At 67.9% G+C, this 17588-nt stretch carries 16 protein-coding genes and 1 tRNA gene; 12 read left to right on the top strand and 5 right to left on the bottom strand.

Annotated elements, in window-relative coordinates:
* Positions 1-6: 6 nt before the first annotated feature.
* On the bottom strand, positions 7-1047 hold the full coding sequence (locus tag ACEUEL_RS17590; protein ID WP_405707939.1) for an FUSC family protein: 1041 nt from the start codon (positions 1045-1047) through the stop codon (positions 7-9).
* A gap of 36 nt (positions 1048-1083) precedes the next feature.
* Here ACEUEL_RS17590 and ACEUEL_RS17585 point away from each other — a divergent pair, with 36 nt between their 5' ends.
* The 3 genes from ACEUEL_RS17585 (at position 1084) to ACEUEL_RS17575 (ending at position 4132) form a co-directional block, all read left to right on the top strand.
* Positions 1084-2442, top strand: coding sequence for a UbiD family decarboxylase (locus ACEUEL_RS17585; RefSeq protein ID WP_405707938.1), 1359 nt, complete (start codon positions 1084-1086; stop codon positions 2440-2442).
* 119 nt (positions 2443-2561) lie between these two features.
* A complete protein-coding gene (locus tag ACEUEL_RS17580; RefSeq protein ID WP_405707936.1) occupies positions 2562-3131 on the top strand; it encodes a hypothetical protein in 570 nt (189 codons plus the stop codon).
* A gap of 50 nt (positions 3132-3181) precedes the next feature.
* Positions 3182-4132 carry an amidohydrolase family protein gene (locus ACEUEL_RS17575; protein ID WP_405707934.1) on the top strand — a complete coding sequence of 317 codons (951 nt, stop codon included), beginning with the start codon at positions 3182-3184 and terminating at the stop codon, positions 4130-4132.
* Positions 4133-4910: 778 nt separating this feature from the next.
* Here ACEUEL_RS17575 and ACEUEL_RS17570 read toward each other — a convergent pair.
* Both ACEUEL_RS17570 and ACEUEL_RS17565 read right to left on the bottom strand, forming a co-directional pair.
* Positions 4911-5000 (bottom strand) — tRNA-Ser (locus tag ACEUEL_RS17570).
* Positions 5001-5828: 828 nt separating this feature from the next.
* Positions 5829-6152, bottom strand: coding sequence for a hypothetical protein (locus ACEUEL_RS17565; protein WP_405707933.1), 324 nt, complete (start codon positions 6150-6152; stop codon positions 5829-5831).
* 252 nt (positions 6153-6404) lie between these two features.
* Between ACEUEL_RS17565 and rplU the strand changes: the two genes are divergently transcribed.
* From rplU to ACEUEL_RS17535, 6 genes are all read left to right on the top strand, one after another.
* Positions 6405-6713 carry a 50S ribosomal protein L21 gene (gene rplU, locus ACEUEL_RS17560; protein WP_405707931.1) on the top strand — a complete coding sequence of 103 codons (309 nt, stop codon included), beginning with the start codon at positions 6405-6407 and terminating at the stop codon, positions 6711-6713.
* A 30-nt stretch (positions 6714-6743) separates the two neighbouring features.
* Entirely contained in the window at positions 6744-7013 is a 270-nt protein-coding gene (gene rpmA, locus ACEUEL_RS17555; protein WP_405707929.1) for a 50S ribosomal protein L27, read from the top strand.
* 135 nt (positions 7014-7148) lie between these two features.
* Positions 7149-7799 carry a GNAT family N-acetyltransferase gene (locus tag ACEUEL_RS17550; protein WP_405707927.1) on the top strand — a complete coding sequence of 217 codons (651 nt, stop codon included), beginning with the start codon at positions 7149-7151 and terminating at the stop codon, positions 7797-7799.
* Positions 7800-7862: 63 nt separating this feature from the next.
* The gene (gene obgE / locus ACEUEL_RS17545) at positions 7863-8897 is read left to right on the top strand and encodes a GTPase ObgE (RefSeq protein ID WP_405707925.1); all 1035 of its coding nucleotides are present in this window, start codon (positions 7863-7865) and stop codon (positions 8895-8897) included.
* 156 nt (positions 8898-9053) lie between these two features.
* Entirely contained in the window at positions 9054-9887 is an 834-nt protein-coding gene (locus tag ACEUEL_RS17540; protein ID WP_405707924.1) for a thermonuclease family protein, read from the top strand.
* A gap of 5 nt (positions 9888-9892) precedes the next feature.
* The gene (locus ACEUEL_RS17535; protein ID WP_405708443.1) at positions 9893-11383 is read left to right on the top strand and encodes a M48 family metalloprotease; all 1491 of its coding nucleotides are present in this window, start codon (positions 9893-9895) and stop codon (positions 11381-11383) included.
* Between the two features lie 118 nt (positions 11384-11501).
* Here ACEUEL_RS17535 and ACEUEL_RS17530 read toward each other — a convergent pair whose 3' ends face one another.
* Positions 11502-12164, bottom strand: coding sequence for a hypothetical protein (locus tag ACEUEL_RS17530; protein ID WP_405707922.1), 663 nt, complete (start codon positions 12162-12164; stop codon positions 11502-11504).
* Positions 12161-12577 (bottom strand): helix-turn-helix domain-containing protein, encoded by a 417-nt coding sequence (locus tag ACEUEL_RS17525; protein WP_405707920.1) that lies wholly within the window; start codon positions 12575-12577, stop codon positions 12161-12163. The genes ACEUEL_RS17530 and ACEUEL_RS17525 overlap by 4 nt, the downstream gene beginning before the upstream one ends.
* A 34-nt stretch (positions 12578-12611) precedes the next feature.
* On the opposite strand from ACEUEL_RS17525, the gene ACEUEL_RS17520 reads away from it, so the two are divergent.
* Genes ACEUEL_RS17520 through guaD form a run of 3 tightly spaced genes read left to right on the top strand, consistent with a single transcriptional unit; the run spans position 12612 to position 17502 of the window.
* A complete protein-coding gene (locus tag ACEUEL_RS17520; RefSeq protein ID WP_405707918.1) occupies positions 12612-13439 on the top strand; it encodes an FAD binding domain-containing protein in 828 nt (275 codons plus the stop codon).
* Complete coding sequence (locus ACEUEL_RS17515; RefSeq protein WP_405707916.1) at positions 13436-16159, top strand: molybdopterin-dependent oxidoreductase; 2724 nt, start codon at positions 13436-13438, stop codon at positions 16157-16159. Before ACEUEL_RS17520 ends, ACEUEL_RS17515 begins: the two co-directional genes overlap by 4 nt.
* Complete coding sequence (guaD, locus tag ACEUEL_RS17510) at positions 16159-17502, top strand: guanine deaminase (RefSeq protein WP_405707915.1); 1344 nt, start codon at positions 16159-16161, stop codon at positions 17500-17502. Before ACEUEL_RS17515 ends, guaD begins: the two co-directional genes overlap by 1 nt.
* Positions 17503-17588: the final 86 nt, after the last annotated feature.

The raw sequence follows: 17588 nt of genomic DNA, 5'->3' as shown, positions 1-17588 counted from the left end.
GCATGCTCACGCCTCGCGCTCCACCCGCCGGCCGGCAAGCAGCGCGAGAAGCCAGCCACCAAGAGCGATTGCCGCGAGAGCGACGGCGGCGCCCAGCGCGGCCTCGGCGAGCCGGTCGATCAGCAAGGGAGACCAGGCGAGGTTGCGACCGAGATTGCTCATGCCGATAGCCAATGGCGTGATGAACAGCAGCGCGATCGCGTAATTGCGGGCCAAGAACAGTTCGGCAACGGCCTGACAGAGCGCAATCATCAGAATGAGGGCGAGCGGGCCGGGCTGCTGCGCGAACAGAAGCGCGGCAATGGCAACGCCGCCCAGCGTGCCCGACAGCATGTGGATCGCCCGGCGCATGGCATCGGCGGGCGTGAGGGCGGGCATCAGGGCGGATGCGGCGATCGGCGCCCAGAACGGATGACCCATGCCTAAGGCAAGCGCCAGTCCCCAGGCGCCCACCACCGCCAACGCCGCGATCAGGATGACGACGGCATGGCGAAGCCGATCGAGCCTGTTCAGGCCCGCCCGCGCCCTCTCCCGCACGCTTCGGACCAGCGAGCGTGCGCCAATCGCACCTTCCCCTTCCGGCACGGTGAGCAGCACAGCGAAGCCGGCCGCTCCCGCGCCTACGGCGACGGCCGGCAGAAACGCTCCGCTCTCGAGCGGAATGCCGGCCACGACGAGCAGCACGAGAATGAAGAAGATTTCGCCGCGCGGCACCCACCCCATCAGGGTGCCAAGCGTCCCCGCTCCCACCACGACAGCCGCGAGCAGAAGGAAGAGCACCCAGTGCGGCCCCTGAGCCACCGAAAAGGCCGCGGCCACGGTGAGGGTGAGCACGAGCGCGACGCCCGCGACGGCCTGGGTTTCGATCCGCTGCCGGGCGTTTTCACTGTGGCCATAAAGTGAGGTGAGAGCGCCGAACGCTGCGTAAACCGCATAATGGAGTGTCTCGGCATAGTATATAAATACCAGCGGGACCGCTACCGAAAGGCCGACGCGAAAAGCTGCCCTCCAATCCCCTGTCTTTACCTTGAAAGAAAAGCTGCGCATTAATCGCGAACCCGCAGGCGTCGAGAACGGTGGAACATGCCTTACCAAGACTTGCGCGCCTTCCTTTCCACCCTGCGTCAGTCCGGAGAACTTGTCGACGTTACACGCCCCATTGCCTTGCAGTATGACGTCGCCAAGGCTCTCGCCAAGAGCAGTGCGGCGGATGGGCCGGCGCTCCTGTTCACGCGGAACGGCACGGATTTTCCCCTGGTTGCTGGTCTCTACGGCAATCGCCAGCGGGCACTGATCGCCTTCGAGGCGACCGAAGCGACAATTCACGAACGCGTGACCGCCGCTATCGATAATCCCATCGGTCCCGTCGACTTCAACGGACAGGCCCCCTGCCAGGAAGTCATCGTGTCCGGCGATGCCATCGACCTCAACCGGCTGCCCGTTCCGACCTACAGCCCCAGGGATGGCGGGCCCTACATCACCGCCGGCATCGTCGTCTCCGAGGACCCCGACACAGGCATTCCGGACATCGGAAACTATCGGTTCCAGCTTCACGATTCGAAGGTGCTCGGGGTGTTTTCGGCCCCTAATCATCGCTTCGGCAAGAACATGGCCAAGGCGATCGAGCGAAAGGTGCCGCTGCATGGCGCCATCGTCATTGGCGTCGATCCCATGACTGCCTTTTCCTGCCAGGTTCAGGGGGGCGACGCGACCAATGACTGGTTCGTCGCCGGCGGGCTGCGGGGCGAGCCGGTCGAACTGGTGCAGGCCGTCGCAAGCACGCTGAAAGTGCCGGCCCATGCCGAATTCATCATCGAGTTCGTGGTCGATTCAGACGACCAGCGCGTGGAGGGTCCGCTCGGCGAGTATACCGGCTACTACACGCCCGCCTCACTGAAGCCGACAGCCAAGGTAACGGCGATCACGCACCGTAAGGACGCGATCTTCCAGGGACTGCTGACCGGCAAGCCGGTCACGGAGAACCATGTTCTCAAGCAGATCCCCTTCGAGGCCTCGATCCTTCGCCAGCTACAGACTCAGTTCCCGACCATTTCCGATCTCTCGATCACCAGTTCGGGCGGCGTTCAGGTCTATGTCGTTATCGCCATGACGCCGCGCTACGAGGGCGAGGCGCGGCAGGCGATACTCGCCACGATGGCCTCGAACCTTCATCCCAAATGGGTGGTGGTCGTCGACCCGGACATCGACATCCGCAATTCGTCCGAGGTGGAATGGGCGAAGTCGTTTCGCGTCAAGCCCCGCGAAGACGTGTTCGTCGTCGACCGAACCGCCGCCGCTCCGCTCGATCCCTATACCGATGGCGGCTATTCATCGTCCGTGGGCATAGACGCCACAAGGCCCTTCGGCGTTGAATTCCCTGAAGTTTCGGAAGTGCCAGGCTGGCGAAGCTTCGATCTGCCGGAAATCATCCGCAGCAAATAGCTGCCCCGGGCCACCGGGCTGCGCGGCTGATCACCGCCAATTTTCAGTGGCAGGCCCTCACAGCAGGGAAAGCCCGACGCTAAGCGGACGATACAGAATGGAACCGGGAGGAGCCTGCCATGCGCGCCGTGATGCTGTGTCTAGTGTCTGTCATTCTGGTTATGGCCCTCGGCCTCGGGCAGCCGGCGGCGGCAAAGAACTATCTATGCAATCAGCAATTCGCCCTGTGCACCTCGGCGCCCTGCATCCCCCAGCCGGGCAACCCCGACATCTCGATCTGCGTCTGTGACGTGCAGGAGGGGCCGAACCTCGCGACGGTCGCCTGCGACACGGTTAAGCCGAGCACGGACACGGAGGGCATTCGCACCGTCTATTCGCAGTTCGCGCTGACCCAGTTTGAGCACGGCAAGAAGGGGCTGAAATGCGAGAGCGGCACTCCCTGGTCGAATTGCCTCAACAAGATCTGCACGGTCGATCCCGCCAAACCTGGCAAGGCAATCTGCGCCTGCGACATCGTCCGCACGGGCGAATGGCAGACGGCCGGCGGCGATTGCGACGCCGCCACCTGCAAGACGGCGTACTGGTCGGGCGCCCTCCTGGCGGACTCCCGGAGCAATGCTGAATTCATGATGGAACAACTCAAGATCACCAAGTCGCCGGCCGAGGCGTGCCCCGCTTCCAAGCCCTGATCGGATCGCACGGCGCCATTCGACCCATCAACGGTTAGAGGAGCGGGCACATGCGCAAGATCGCGCTCGAAGAGCATTTCACCACACCCGAGCTTGCAAACTACGTGGCGCGACCGACGCAGAGCGACGCCATCTTCGCCGATGTGGAACGGCGCCTCGTCGATTTCGATGAGCTTCGGCTCGAGATGATGGACCGGACCGGCATCGAGCTGATGGCGCTCTCCGTCACCACGCCGGGCGTTCAGGGCGTCCGCGATACCCGGGAGGCCATCCGGCTTGCGCGCGGCGCCAATGATTTCCTCGCGCGCGAGGTGCAGACGCGGCCGGATCGCTATGTCGGCTTCGCCCATCTCGCCCTGCAGGACGCCGAGGCCGCAGCGGCCGAACTGGAGAGGGCCGTCAGGGATCTCGGTTTCCGGGGAGCGCTCATCAACGGTCAGACCAACGGGCATTATCTCGACGAAGACCGCTACCTGCCTTTCTGGGAGCGTGTCGAGGAACTGAATGTCCCGATCTATCTGCATCCCGGAAGCATGGCCGACCAACCCGCCATGTTCGCCCGTCGCCCCGAAATCGGCGGTCCGATCTGGGCATGGACCGCGGAAACCGCGGCCCATGCGTTGCGGCTTGTCTTCGGTGGCACGTTCACGCGCTTTCCCAACGTGAAGATCATTCTCGGCCATATGGGCGAGACGCTGCCCTTCCTGCTCTGGCGCCTCGACAGCCGGCGGGAGTTCGACCTCGGCGAGACGCTCGCGCCGGACGCTCTTCCCTCGGCGATCATCAGGCGCAACATCGCCGTCACCACCTCGGGGGTATGCGACCCGGGAGCGCTCATCGCGACCCTCCAGGCAATGGGCGAAGACAATGTGATGTTCTCAGTCGACTATCCCTATGAGAATCCTCAAATCGCCGCCGACTTCATCGAATCCGCGACGATCAGTGCCGACGTCCGCGCCAAGGTCTGCCACGGCAATGCCGAACGGCTGCTGCGCCTATAGACTGACGCGGACAATGCTAGCTCGACAGAAAGCCAAAGCCAGTTCAGGGACGAATGCCGCAATGGACCCCGTGATGCTCCGCCCGCCTATCGCGGACGCGACAGCGAAATCAGCCGTACAACAGTCATGCAAGATGGTTACCGACGTAGCGGTTTAGTTCTTTGGCGCAAAGGTGATACGTGCCGTGCCTCGCCAATGTGTGCCTTTGGGCCACGGCCGTTGCCAGACCGATGGCCGAGATGGCGGCGCAAAGGTGCCGCCCCCTCCACCTCGAGAATGTCGGCTTTCGGGCTACAGCCGTTCTCAGATCAATGTCCGAGATCGCGGCGCAAAGCGGACGTCGCCGAAAGGGCGGTTGAAGGGCAGATATGGGTCAGGAACGGAAATCAGCGGCACCCGGCCAAACTCTATCAGTTTTTATGGATGCCGCGTCTTCTGGGCGCTTCGAGAAAGGGCTGGTTCGCATGCACTCCCGGTGCCGAGCAGTGAGTCGAACGCGAACTCGCCAAAGTCCGAAAGCGGACTGCGCAGAATGTTTCGAGAATTTTGCCGGGCAAAATCGCGGTTCGAACCGGCGGTCCGCTTTTTCCCCGACGAAACCGGACTGCCGAATTGGCCACCAGAGAATAGGCCCGAAGAGCCCGGCCTGAAATGCGGCTTTCCGGACTAACGGGTATCCCGAGAGAATGGGACAAACCGGAATAACGTGGGATTTTCCGGGGGGTTACGATAGCGTATTGGACGCTAAAAAATGAACAATTTCAATCACTTGATTGGCTGGCGGAGAGGGTGGGATTCGAACCCACGGTACGCTTGCACGCACAACGGTTTTCGAGACCGTCCCGATCGACCACTCCGGCACCTCTCCACGGCACGACGTCGACGATCCCTAGGGATCGCAGGCGGAGCGCGGTCCCAATAGCCGAGCCGGCGGCCGCGCACAAGAGAAGAAACGGGCGCCTCGCCAAGGATGCCGATGCGCACGCGATGACGCGGCGGGAAGGTGGTCGGATGGCCGTGCTCCGATCCCGCAACTGTCTCCCGGCGGAGGCCCGCCATGGGGCATCGCGGCAGAGTCGGCTCGGACGGGCGGCCCGATGCATCAAGACGCACGACCGCGCCGGGGCGGTTGCACCCCGCGCACGCCGGGTGCCTGTCTCGGACGGCGAAGGCATGCGGCACGGAAATGGTACGTGAGCCGGCGGCTAGCAATCAGCTATCGAGCGTCGCCGACACTTCGCACAACGACCCTGGGGACGTCGCGGGCGCCCTCAGGGTCGCTCTTTCTCATCGAGGCCGGCAACGTTCATTAACGACGTCGACGCGTCCTTCGAGCCTCTCCAGGCAGATCTTCCCCACCGAGACCGGCAACGTCATTCACGACGTCGACGCGTCCTTCGAGCCTCTCCAGGCAGATCTTCCTCATCGAGGACCGCAACGTCATTCACGACGTCGAAGCGTGCTTGAGGCCTCTCCGGGCTACCTATTTGTCATCGAGGGCCACAACGTCTTTGACGACGTCGACACATCCTTGAGGCCCCTCCGGGGCTAGAAACCGGCAACGTCATTTCACGACGTCGAGGCTTCCTTGAAGTCCGGATCGCTCTTTCTCATCGAGGCCGGCGACGTCATTCGCGACGTCGGGGCCTCGTTGACGGCTCCGGGGCGATCTTCCCCGGCCATCGCCGCGCCCGGCTCAGTCCCGCCGCTGCGTCAGCAGCCAGCCGATCGCCGCGCCGGCGACGCCGGCGGCCAGCACCAGCGCCAGCGGATGGGCGCTCGCATGGCGCGAGAGCTGGCGCATGCCCTCGCCATAGATCTCGCGGCCCGAGCCATAGGCCTCGCCGGCGAGCTCCCGCGCCTGGCTGCGGGCCTGGCCGGCGAGCCGGCGGCCCATGCCGACCGCCTCCTCATAGGCGTCCTCGGCGCGCAACGCGGCCTCGTGGCCGGCATCGCCCGCCACTTCGCGCAGGCGTCCGGTGAGTTCGCGGGCGGCGCCGGTGATGCGATTCCTGTTCATCTCGCGTTCTCCGTTCATCAGGGTCTCGACGACAGAACGCGCCGGCGCGCATTTGGTTGCGCGCCGGCAACGCCCGGGCCGCCCGCCGCCGCGCAGGGCGCCGCTTTTCTTGACAGGGGCTGGCGCGCCGATATAGAAGCCGCCGACGCGCGAGGCGTGCGCAAAAGCGCGCCCGCATTCCCCAACCGACCGAAAGAAGCCGGTCCGGAGCAGACGATGCGCCGAGACCGGGCTCGAACGAAAGGACAGAACATGTTCGCGGTCATCAAGACGGGTGGCAAGCAGTATCGCGTTGCCGCCAACGACGTCGTCACCGTCGGCAAGATCGAGGCCGAGGACGGCGCCAGCGTGAGCTTTCCGGTGCTGATGCTGGGTGGCGACACCCCGCAGGTCGGCGCTCCCGTGATCGAGGGCGCCTCGGTGACCGCCGAGATCGTGCGCCAGGAGCGCGGTGACAAGGTCATCGCCTTCAAGAAGCGCCGCCGGCAGAACTCCCGCCGCAAGATCGGCCACCGCCAGGACTTCACCGTGGTCCGCATCACCTCGATCGCCGGCGCCTGAGACCGCCAAGCTAGGAAATAGGAGAGCAACATGGCTCATAAGAAGGCAGGCGGTTCCTCCCGCAACGGTCGCGACTCCGACGGCCGTCGCCTCGGCGTGAAGAAGTTCGGCGGCGAAGCCGTGATCCCGGGCAACATCATCGTGCGCCAGCGCGGTACGAAGTGGCATGCCGGCACGAATGTGGGCATGGGCACCGACCATACCCTGTTCGCCCTTGCCGCCGGCCGCGTCGAGTTTCGCAAGAAAGCCAACGACCGCACCTATATTTCCGTAGTCCCCGCGGCCGAGGCCGCCGAATAAGACGGTGAGATCCCCAAGGTCCCACCGGTCTCGTCAAGCCGGTGGTACCTTCGGGCCGCGACTCGGGGTGCCGGATGACCGGGGAGGCGAGACGATCGCCTCCCCGTCGTCGTTCCAAGGCATCAGGAGATCGCCATGACCATCGTCGAAGCGACCCCAGGGTCTCCCCTGGCCGAGAGCTGTATCCCCGTCCTCGAAACCGAGCGGCTCGTGCTCCGCGTGCCGAGCATCGAGGACATGGCCTGGATCGCGGAGCTCGCCGACAACCGGAAGGTCGCGGAGATGACCGCGAGTCTTCCCCATCCCTACGGCATGTCCGATGCCGCCGCCTTCATCGCCAATCTGCCGTCCGGCCGGCAGGCGGCGACCTTCGCCATCTTCCTGCGCACCGACGGCGCCAATCCCATCGGCCCGCCGATCCCGATCGGCATGTGCGGCTTCGGCCTGCGCGCGGAGCCGGTGCCCGAGATCGGCTACTGGCTGGGCGAGCCCTATTGGGGCCGGGGCCTTGCCACCGAGGCGGCCCGCGCGGTGATCGACTACGCCTTCGGCGAGCGCCGTCTCGAGGCGCTCACCGCGTCGGCGCGGGTGGTCAACCCGGCCTCGCGGCGGGTCATCGAGAAGTGCGGCTTCCAGTGGACCGGGGCCGGTCTCACCCGGGTCCGTGCGCTCGGCGCCTCGGTGCCGGTCGACCGCTTCCGGCTGGAGCGGAGCCTGTGGGCCTCGCTGCGGGCGTGGGGCGCCTCCACCTTCCCGGTGCTGCACCTGCGCGACCGGCGCCACTGAACCAGTGTCCACCCTCAGGGCTGCCGGAACCGCCGGCAGCCGCGACCCGATGACGAGAGCACGATGAAATTCCTCGACCAGGCAAGGATCTATGTGCGCTCCGGCGACGGCGGGGCGGGCTGCCTGTCGTTCCGGCGGGAGAAGTTCATCGAGTTCGGCGGCCCGGACGGGGGCGACGGCGGGCGCGGCGGCGATGTGTGGATCGAGTGCGTCGACGGCCTCAACACGCTGATCGACTACCGCTTCCAGCAGCACTTCAAGGCCAAGAAGGGCGGCTTCGGCATGGGCAAGAACCGCTCGGGCGCCCGCGGCGACGACGTGGTGCTGAAAGTGCCGGCCGGCACCGAGGTGCTCGACGAGGACGGCGAGACCGTGCTCGCCGACCTCACCCATGTCGGGCAGAAGGTGAAGCTGCTCGAGGGCGGCAATGGCGGCTTCGGCAACGCCCACTTCAAGACCTCGACCAACCAGGCGCCGCGTCGGGCCAATCCCGGCCTCGAGGGGCAGGAGCGCTGGATCCTGCTGCGCCTCAAGCTGATCGCCGATGCCGGCCTCGTCGGCCTGCCCAATGCCGGCAAGTCGACCTTCCTCGCCGCGACCACGGCGGCCAAGCCCAAGATCGCCGACTATCCCTTCACCACGCTCCATCCCGGCCTCGGCGTGGTGCGCGTCGACGGGCGCGAATTCGTCCTCGCCGATATTCCCGGCCTGATCGAGGGCGCCCATGAGGGCGCCGGCATCGGCGACCGCTTCCTCGGCCATATCGAGCGCTGCCGCGTGCTGCTGCACCTCGTCGACGGCACCTCCGAGCATGCCGGCAAGACCTACAAGGTCGTGCGCAAGGAGCTCGAGGCCTATGGCCACGACCTCGCCGACAAGCCCGAGATCGTCGCGCTCTCCAAGGTCGACGCGCTCGATCCGGAGACGCTGAAGGAGCAGGTGGCGCGGCTGAAGCGGGCGGCGAAGAGGACGCCGCTGGTGCTCTCCGCCCAGTCCGGCGAGGGCATCGAGAAGGCGCTGCGCCAGTTGCTGGCGATCATCGACGAGGGCCGCGCCGTCGAGCAGGAGCGCGAAGTGCGCGAGCCCTGGCGACCCTGACGGCTCGGCGGACACGCCCCCGGTCGCCGCTCACACGGGCGTGTGCGCTGCAACACGAATTGCGCGTGCGGTGCGGACGGCTCGGGCTATACTGCGAGCCGGCCCGCCATGGACGGGCCGGGGAGCGGCACCGGGAAGGACGAAGCGCCGGCAGGTATGAAGGCTCGATCAGACATAGCGCGGGCGGATCGCCCCGGGCCGATCGGACGGGCCGCCGGCCGCCTGCTGGCGGGCGCCGCGCTGGCGCTGGCGGCGAGCCTCGGCGGGACCGCGCTCGGCTGCGACCTGCCGGCCCGTCTGGACGGCCGCGTCGTCTCGCTGACGCCGGGCGGCGAACTCGGCCTCGCCGATGGCCGCACGGTCCGGCTCGCGGCGGTTTCGCTCGATTCCGCCGATCCCGATCATGCCGGCGCGCTGGCGACCGCCCTGCGCGAACTCGCCCTCGGGCGCGACATCACCGTCGCCATGCCCGCCGAGACCTTGGACCGGCATGGCCGTCTCGGCGGTCTCGTCACCTTCGCCGGAAAGGACGGTGAGACGTTGCAGGCCACGCTCGCCGGCCTCGGTCTCGCGCTGGCCCGGCCGGAAGAGGGCTTCCTCTACTGCCTCGATGACATCCATGCGCAGGAGCGCCTTGCCCGCGCGGCGGGCTACGGCCTCTGGGAGCGTGGCGGGCTCGACGCCGCCGATGTCGGCGCCATCCGCGGGCGTTCCGGCCACTTCGCCGTGATCGAGGGACGCATTCACGATATCGGCGAGGGGCGGAGCCTGCGTTTCCTCAATTTCGGCCCGGTCTGGCGTCATGACTTGACGGTGCGGATACCGCGCGAATCGGATCCGGCCTTCGTCGCGGCCGGCATCGATGCCTCGGCGCTTGCCGGGCAGCGGGTGCGGGTCCGCGGTGTGGTGTTCGAGGCGGGAGGACCCGCGATCGATGTGCGCTGGCCCGCGCAGATCGAGAGGACCGAGGGCGGAGGCGGAACGCGGTGACCCGGATCGGGGCGGCGCATGGCGAGGCGGAACCGGTGCGGTGGCGGGCGGGCAGGCTCGGCGCGCTGGCGGCGGTCGCCCTGTTGCTCGCCGGCTGCGCCAGTCTCGACATCCAGTCCGGCGATACCCGCGCCTCGGCCGCGCCCTCCGCGATGGAGGAGCCTCTCACCCCGGCCCAGCGCAAGGAACATGAGCGCCTCGTCGCCAGCTATGGCGGCACCTACACCGATCCCAAGCTCCAGGGCCTGATCCAGGACGTGGTGGTGCGCCTCGTCGCCGCCTCCGAGCGGCCGGACCTCAAATACCGCGTCACCATCCTGAACTCGCCGGCGATCAACGCCTTCGCCCTGCCGAGCGGCTCGCTCTACGTCACCCGCGGCCTGCTGGCGCTCGCCAGCGACACCTCCGAGCTCGCCTCCGTGCTGTCGCACGAGATGGCGCATGTCATCGCCAACCACGCGGCGATCCGCGAGGACCAGATGAAGCAGGCGGTGCTGGTCAGCCGCGTCATCTCCGATGTCGTCAACGACAGCGACCTCGGGGCGCTGGCGCTGGCCAAGAGCCGCATCTCGCTGGCGAGCTTCTCGCGGGCACAGGAGCTGGAGGCGGACGCCATCGGCGTCGGCATCAGCGCTCGCGCCGGCTTCGACCCCTATGGCGCCTCGCGCTTCCTCGCCGCCATGGGCCGGCAGGCGGCGCTGCGCTCCTCCTCGATCGGGCAGAGCACGACGGCGGATTCGGCGGATTTCATGGCGAGCCACCCGGCGACGCCCGAGCGCATCTCCATCGCCATCGCCAACGCCCGCGAATACGCCTCGGCCGACAAGCCCGGCGAGCGCGACCGCGCCCAGTATCTGTCCGCCATCGACGGCATGGTCTATGGCGACGATCCGAAGGAAGGCTTCGTGCGCGGCCGGCGCTTCTTCCACCCCAAACTCGGCTTCACCTTCACCGCGCCGGAAGGCTTCACGCTGGAGAACACCTCGCAGGCGGTGCTGGGCGCCACCGCCACCGGCAGCGAGGCGCTCCGGCTCGATGCGGTGCGCGTCTCCGCCGACCAGAGCCTGTCGCAATATCTCTCCTCCGGCTGGATCGACGGCGTCGAGATCGCCTCGGTGGAAAGCCTCGTGCTGAACGGCTTCCCTGCCGCGACGGCGGTGGCCCGCGGCGAGCAGTGGTCGTTCCGCATGTTCGCCATCCGCTTCGGTTCGGATGTCTACCGGCTGATCTTCGCCGCGCGCGAACTGACCCCGGAGGTCGACCGCGGCTTCCGCGCCGCCGCCGAGACCTTCCGCCGCGTGTCGATCGAGGAAGCCGAGAAGGTGCGCCCCCTGCGCATCCGCGTCGTCACCGTCGGCATCACCGACACGGTCGACAAGCTCGCCGCCAAGATGGCGCTCACCGACCGGCCGCTGGAGCGCTTCCTGATCCTCAACGGCATCGAGAAATCGGCCAAGCTCAGCTATGGCGAGCAGGTGAAGATCGTGGCGGATTGATGCGTTTCACAGTGCGCCTAGCGGTTCGATCGTGTCGAAATGGGCTTGGCGTGCTCGTGCAACACCGCCGAGGCGGAATACAGCCCGGCACCAGCCCGCCTTAGTTGTTCGAGCGATTTTATTTATCGGCTATGCGCTTCTGCAGAAATTCCACTGCGCGCTCGACAAACGTCGTCCGTTTGCCATGGGCATCAGGAAATATAAAGCCCCCTTCATCGCCGCGCCTTCGCGCCGCCTCACACATCGCCAGGGCCTCGGAATTCCGCTTCATGAGTGCAAGGCTTGTGACCTCCGTGGCCAGAAAGGCCCCGGGATGGCCACGCGGGGCTGCGCGCAAGAACTCAAAATATTCTTGCATCGTAAGGTTATCGATCGTCGCCAGTTGCTGGGTCGACCAGTTCAAAGTGGTCGCCGCGAGACTCTCGACATCTGAAGCGTCGTTGGCCTCATACATTGTGAATCGTGGAGGTCTGCAGACCCATGCGCCTTGGGCGCGAAACGACAACGGAAGCCCATTATTCTCATTCAGAAGGCATATTTCCCAGAATATGGGATCAATTGCCATTGGCTTGAGATACAACGCAAAAAATGTACGATAGTCGGTTAGAGATACAGTCGTTACTACCTCAATGAACCACTCATTGTAGATCCGAAATAACTCTCCTCTCGCAGCGCGCCAGCCAGACCCCGCAGCATGATCGGCCAATGACCGGGCGAGAGCCTTGGCTTTTGCTCTCCGCTCGCTCTGTCCGGCCCTGTCGATCTTACTTTCAAGACTCATCTCAGTCTCTTCGGGGAATAGAGGCGCGGAGACACTTTACCCTTTTTGGGTTTTGAGTGAGATTTTAGTAGCGTCACCGTCAATCTTGCTCGCGCCCTCACCGGCCCCGCTCTCGTCGCGATAGCGTAAGCGATGCCGAGCGCGCGCTCCAGCTGCACTACCTGCCGCGTCATCGCCGAGCACGCGGCGTTCAGCCGCCGCGCCGCCTCGTGTACCAACAAGTGTTCGGCGACGGCATTGAAATAGATCAGCGAGGGTTGGTGGCACACGCCGGCGAGCAGCTCGGGCCCACGGCGGCAGGCGCGGGCGGGTGGCGCCCAATCGGCAGTCCTCCGGCGCGCAAAACATCTGTAGGCTCCCGATTCGCCATGTCCGGCCGGCCAGGCGGCCGTCCGGCACGGCGATTGCCTCATGCGCTGACGGGCGCGGGGGCGCCGGGGAGCGGAGATGGACCTGAACACGATCGAGGCGGTGGTGCGGCCGGTCGCGCGCGCCGAACTCGCCGGCTTCAGTGAGGGCGATGCCTTCCTCGCCGGCGGCACCTGGCTCTATTCCGAGCCGCAGCGGCATCTGCGCCGGCTGGTCGACCTCTCCGGCCTCGGCTGGGAGCCGCTGGCGGCCAGCGAGGCCGGCCTCACCATCGCCGCCACCTGCACCATCGCGGCCCTCGACGCGTTCGAGGCGCCGCCGGACTGGCGCGCGGCGGGCCTGATCCCCCAATGCTGCCGCGCCTTCCTGGCCTCGTTCAAAATCTGGAACATGGCCACCGTCGGCGGCAATCTGTGCATGGGCCTGCCGGCCGGGCCGATGATATCGCTCGCCGTCGCGCTGGACGGCGTCTGCCTGATCTGGACGCCGGACGGGGGCGAGCGGCGGCTGCCGGTGATCGACTTCGTGCGCGGGCCGCTCGACAACGCGCTGGCGCCCGGCGAGGTGCTGCGGGCGATCGAGCTGCCGCGCGCGGCGCTGATGCGGCGCACCGCCTTCCGCCGCGCCTCGCTCTCGCCGCTGGGGCGCTCCGGCGTGCTGCTGATCGGCACGCGCGACGAGGCCGGTGCCTTCGCGCTGACCGTCACCGCCGCGACGCGGCGCCCGGTGCAGCTGCGCTTCCCGAGCCTGCCCACACCTTCCGCGCTCGCCGCGGCGCTCGACGCCGCCATTCCCGCGGCGCTCTATTACGACGACATCCACGGCCGGCCCGATTGGCGCGCCCACATGACCTACGCCTTCGCGGCCGAGATCCGCGACGAGCTTGCGGAAGGCGGGTCGGCATGAGCGTGCGCGTCAACGGCGTCGACCACGAAGCCCGCCCGCGCCCCGGCCAGTGCCTGCGCAGCTTCCTGCGCGAGCTCGGCTGGTTCGGCGTCAAGAAGGGGTGCGATGCCGGCGATTGCGGCGCCTGCACCGTCCATGTCGACGGCCAGCCGGTGCATGCCTGCCTCTACCCCGCCTTCCGCACGGAGGGCCGCAGCGTGACCACCATCGAGGGGCTGGGGAACGGCGAGCGCCTGCACCCGGTGCAGCAGGCCTTCCTCGACGCGCAGGGCTTCCAGTGCGGCTTCTGCACCGCCGGCATGGTGATGACCGCCGCCAGCCTCAACCAGGCGCAGCGCGCCGACCTGCCCGACGCGCTCAAGGGCAACCTCTGCCGCTGCACCGGCTACCGCGCCATCGCCGATTCGATCGCCGGCGCGAGGCATGCCGAGGCCGGCGGCGCGTGCGGGCGCAACGCCCCGGCCCCGGCCGGGCCGGCGGTGGTGACCGGCCGTGCCCGCTACACCATGGATGTCGCGCCCGAGGGCGAGCTCGCCGGCCTCCTCCACATGAAGCTCCTGCGCGCGCCGCATGCCAGCGCCCGCATCCGCTCCATCGACGCCGCGAAGGCCCTCGCCCTGCGCGGCGTCGTCGCGGTGCTGACGCACGCGGACGCGCCGGCGCGCCATTTCTCCTCCGCCCGGCACCACCACCCGGCCGACGACGCCGACGACACGCGGGTGCTGGACAGTATCGTCCGCTTCGCCGGCCAGCGCGTCGCCGCCGTCATCGCCGAGAGCGAGGCGATCGCGGAAGCCGCGCGCGACCTCATCGCGGTCGATTACGAACTACGGCCGGCCGTGCTCGATCCGCAGGCGGCGATGGCGCCCGGCGCGCCGCGCGTCCACGACAAGGGGCCGGAATCGCGCATCGCCGACCCGGCCCGCAACATCGCGGCGCAGTTCGAGGGCGAGATCGGCAGCCTCGCGCAAGGGTTCGCGCAGGCCGACGCCGTGGTCGAGGCGACCTTCCTGTCGCAGCGCGTCCAGCACGCCCATCTCGAGACGCATGGCTGCATCGGCTGGATCGACGGCGCGGGCGTGCTCACCCTGCGCTCCTCGACGCAGACGCCCTTCCTCACCCGCGATGCGCTCGCCAGCCTCTACGACCTGCCGCGCGAAAAGGTGCGGGTGTTCGCGCCGCGGGTGGGCGGCGGCTTCGGCGGCAAGCAGGAGATGCTCACCGAGGACATCGTGGCCTTGGGCGTGCTGAAGACCGGGCGCCCGGTGAAGCTGGAATTCACCCGCTCCGAGCAGTTCGCCGCCTCGACCACCCGCCACCCGATGCAAATCACCGTAAAGCTCGGCGCCACCCGCGACGGGCGCCTCACCGCCCTGGAGATGCGCATGCTCTCCGACACCGGCGCCTATGGCAATCATGCCGGCGGCGTGCTGTTCCATGGCTCGGGGGAGTCGGTCGCGCTCTACAACTGCCCGAACAAGCGGGTCGAGGGCCGCGCCGTCTACACCAACACCCCGCCGAGCGGCGCCTTTCGCGGCTATGGCCTCAGCCAGACCATCTTCGCCGTCGAATCGGCGATGGACGAGCTCGCCCGCAGGCTGGGCCTCGACCCGTTCGCCTTCCGCCGGCTCAACATGGTGCGCCCCGGCGACCCCATGCTGTCCTGGGAAGCGCATGCGCCGCACGATGTCGACTATGGCAGCTACGGCCTCGACCAGTGCCTCGACCATGTCGAGCGGGAGCTGAACGCGGCGACCGAACAGGGCCCGCCCGGCTGGCTCACCGGCAACGGCGTCGCCTGCGCCATGATCGACACCATCCCCCCGCGTGGCCATGTCGCCGAGGTGGTGCTGCGGCTCGCCACGGATGGCGGCTACGAACTCGTCGTCGGCACCGCCGAGTTCGGCAACGGCACCACCACCGTCCATGCCCAGATCGCCGCCACCGTGCTCGGCACCCGGCCCGAGCGCATCCGCATCCGCCAGTCCGACACCGGCCAGGGCGGCTTCGACACCGGCGCCTATGGCTCGACCGGCACGGTGGTGGCCGGGCTCGCCACCCAGCGCGCGGGCGAGGCGCTGGCCGCGACGATCCGCACCGCCGCCGCCGTCCGCCTCGGGGTCGCGCCCGAGGCCTGCCGGCTCGACGGTGACGCCGTCATCGCCGGGGCGCGGCGCCTCGCGCTTACCGACCTCGCCGCCGCAGGCCCCCTCGAGGCCAGCGGGCGCGCCGACGGCAGCCCGCGCTCGGTCGCCTTCAACGTGCAGGGCTTCCGCGTCGCGGTGCATCCCACCTCCGGCGAGCTGCGCATCCTGCGCTCCATCCACGCCGCCGACGCCGGCACGGTGATCAACCCGATGCAGTGCCGCGGCCAGGTCGAGGGCGGCGTCGCCCAGGCGCTCGGCGCCGCGCTGCACGAGGAGATGCTGCTGGACGGGGAGGGCGCCTTTACCAGCCTCACCTTTCGCGGCTACCACATCCCCACCTTCGCCGACACGCCGCTGACCGAGGTGTTCTTCGCCGACACCGCCGACACGCTCGGCCCGCTCGGCGCCAAGTCGATGAGCGAGAGCCCCTATAATCCGGTCGCGGCGGCGCTCGCCAACGCCATCCGCGACGCCACCGGCATGCGGTTTACCGCGACACCGTTCAAGCCGGATCGGATCTGGCGGGCGGTGATGGAACGGGCCGCATCGCCGGCGCAACGGGAGGAGGCGTGATGGCCGGGACAAGGAAGCCGGCTGGGCCGGGCGCCCGCCGGGTCACGGCGCTGCGCGGCCCGGCGATCTCGCTGCGCGGCAATCCGTTCGAGCAGCCCTCGCGGGACTGCCTCGTCCACCACGCCGATGCGCTGGTGCTGGTCGAGGACGGCGTCATCGCCGCCGCCGGGCCCTATGCCGAGCTGCGGCACCTGCTGCCCGAGGGGGTCGCGCCCGACCATTACCCCGACGGGCTGATCTGCCCCGGCTTCATCGACACCCATGTGCATTACCCGCAGCTGCAGATGATCGGCGCCTATGGCGAGCAGCTGCTGGAGTGGCTGACGAAATACACCTTCGTTGCCGAGCAGCAATTCGCCGACATGGCCCATGCCGAGAAGGTCGCGGCGCTGTTCCTGCGCGAATTGCTGCGCGCCGGCACCACCACGGCCGTGGTCTACTGCACCGTGCACCCGCAGTCGGTGGAGGCGTTCTTCGCGCAATCCGAGCGGCTCGGCACGCGCATGATCGCCGGCAAGGTGCTGATGGACCGCAACGCCCCCGCCGCGCTGCTCGACACGGCCCAGCGCGGCTATGACGAGAGCACGGCGCTGATCGCGCGCTGGCACCGGCGCGGGCGCCAGCTCTACTGCGTCACCCCGCGCTTCGCCCCGACCTCCACCGCGGCCCAGCTCGACGCGGCCGGCGCGCTGCTCGGCGAGCATGAGGGGCTCTACCTCCAGACCCATCTGTGCGAGAATCCCGGCGAGGTCGCCTGGGTGCGCGAGCTGTTCCCCGAGCGCTCCGGCTATCTCGACGTCTACGACCATGCCGGCCTGGTCGGCCCGCGCGCGGTGTTCGGCCATGCTGTGCACCTGCACGAGGGCGATTTCTGCACCTGCCACCAGCGCGGCGCGGCGCTGGCGCATTGCCCGACCTCGAACCTGTTCCTCGGCAGCGGCCTTTTCAGGCTGTTCGATGCGGTCGATCCGCGCCGGCCGGTGCGGGTCGGGCTCGGTACCGATGTCGGCGGCGGCACCAGCCTGTCGCAACTCCAGAGCCTCAACGAGGCCTACAAGGTCGCCGCCCTCACCGGGCAGAGGCTCGATGCGGTACAGGCCTTCTACCTCGCCACGCTCGGCGGGGCGCATGCGCTCTATCTCGACGATCGCCTTGGAAAGCTGGAGCCGGGCTATGAGGCGGACATCGTCGTGCTCGACCCGCAGGCGACGCCGCTGATGGAATTCCGCCGCGGCTACTGCGCCGGCATCGAGGAACTGCTGTTCATGCTGATGACGCTCGGCGACGACCGGGCCGTGCGCGCCACCTATGTGGCGGGGGAATGCGTGCACCGGCGGGACTGACCGCACGGATCGGTCGGACTGGTCGGACTGATCGGACTGGTCGGACTGGTCCGACTTTTCACCTCACTGCACTGACCGGTCACGCC

The organism is Ancylobacter terrae (assembly GCF_045108345.1).
Taxonomy (GTDB): domain Bacteria; phylum Pseudomonadota; class Alphaproteobacteria; order Rhizobiales; family Xanthobacteraceae; genus Ancylobacter.
This window is presented reverse-complemented; position numbering and strand designations above follow the sequence as displayed.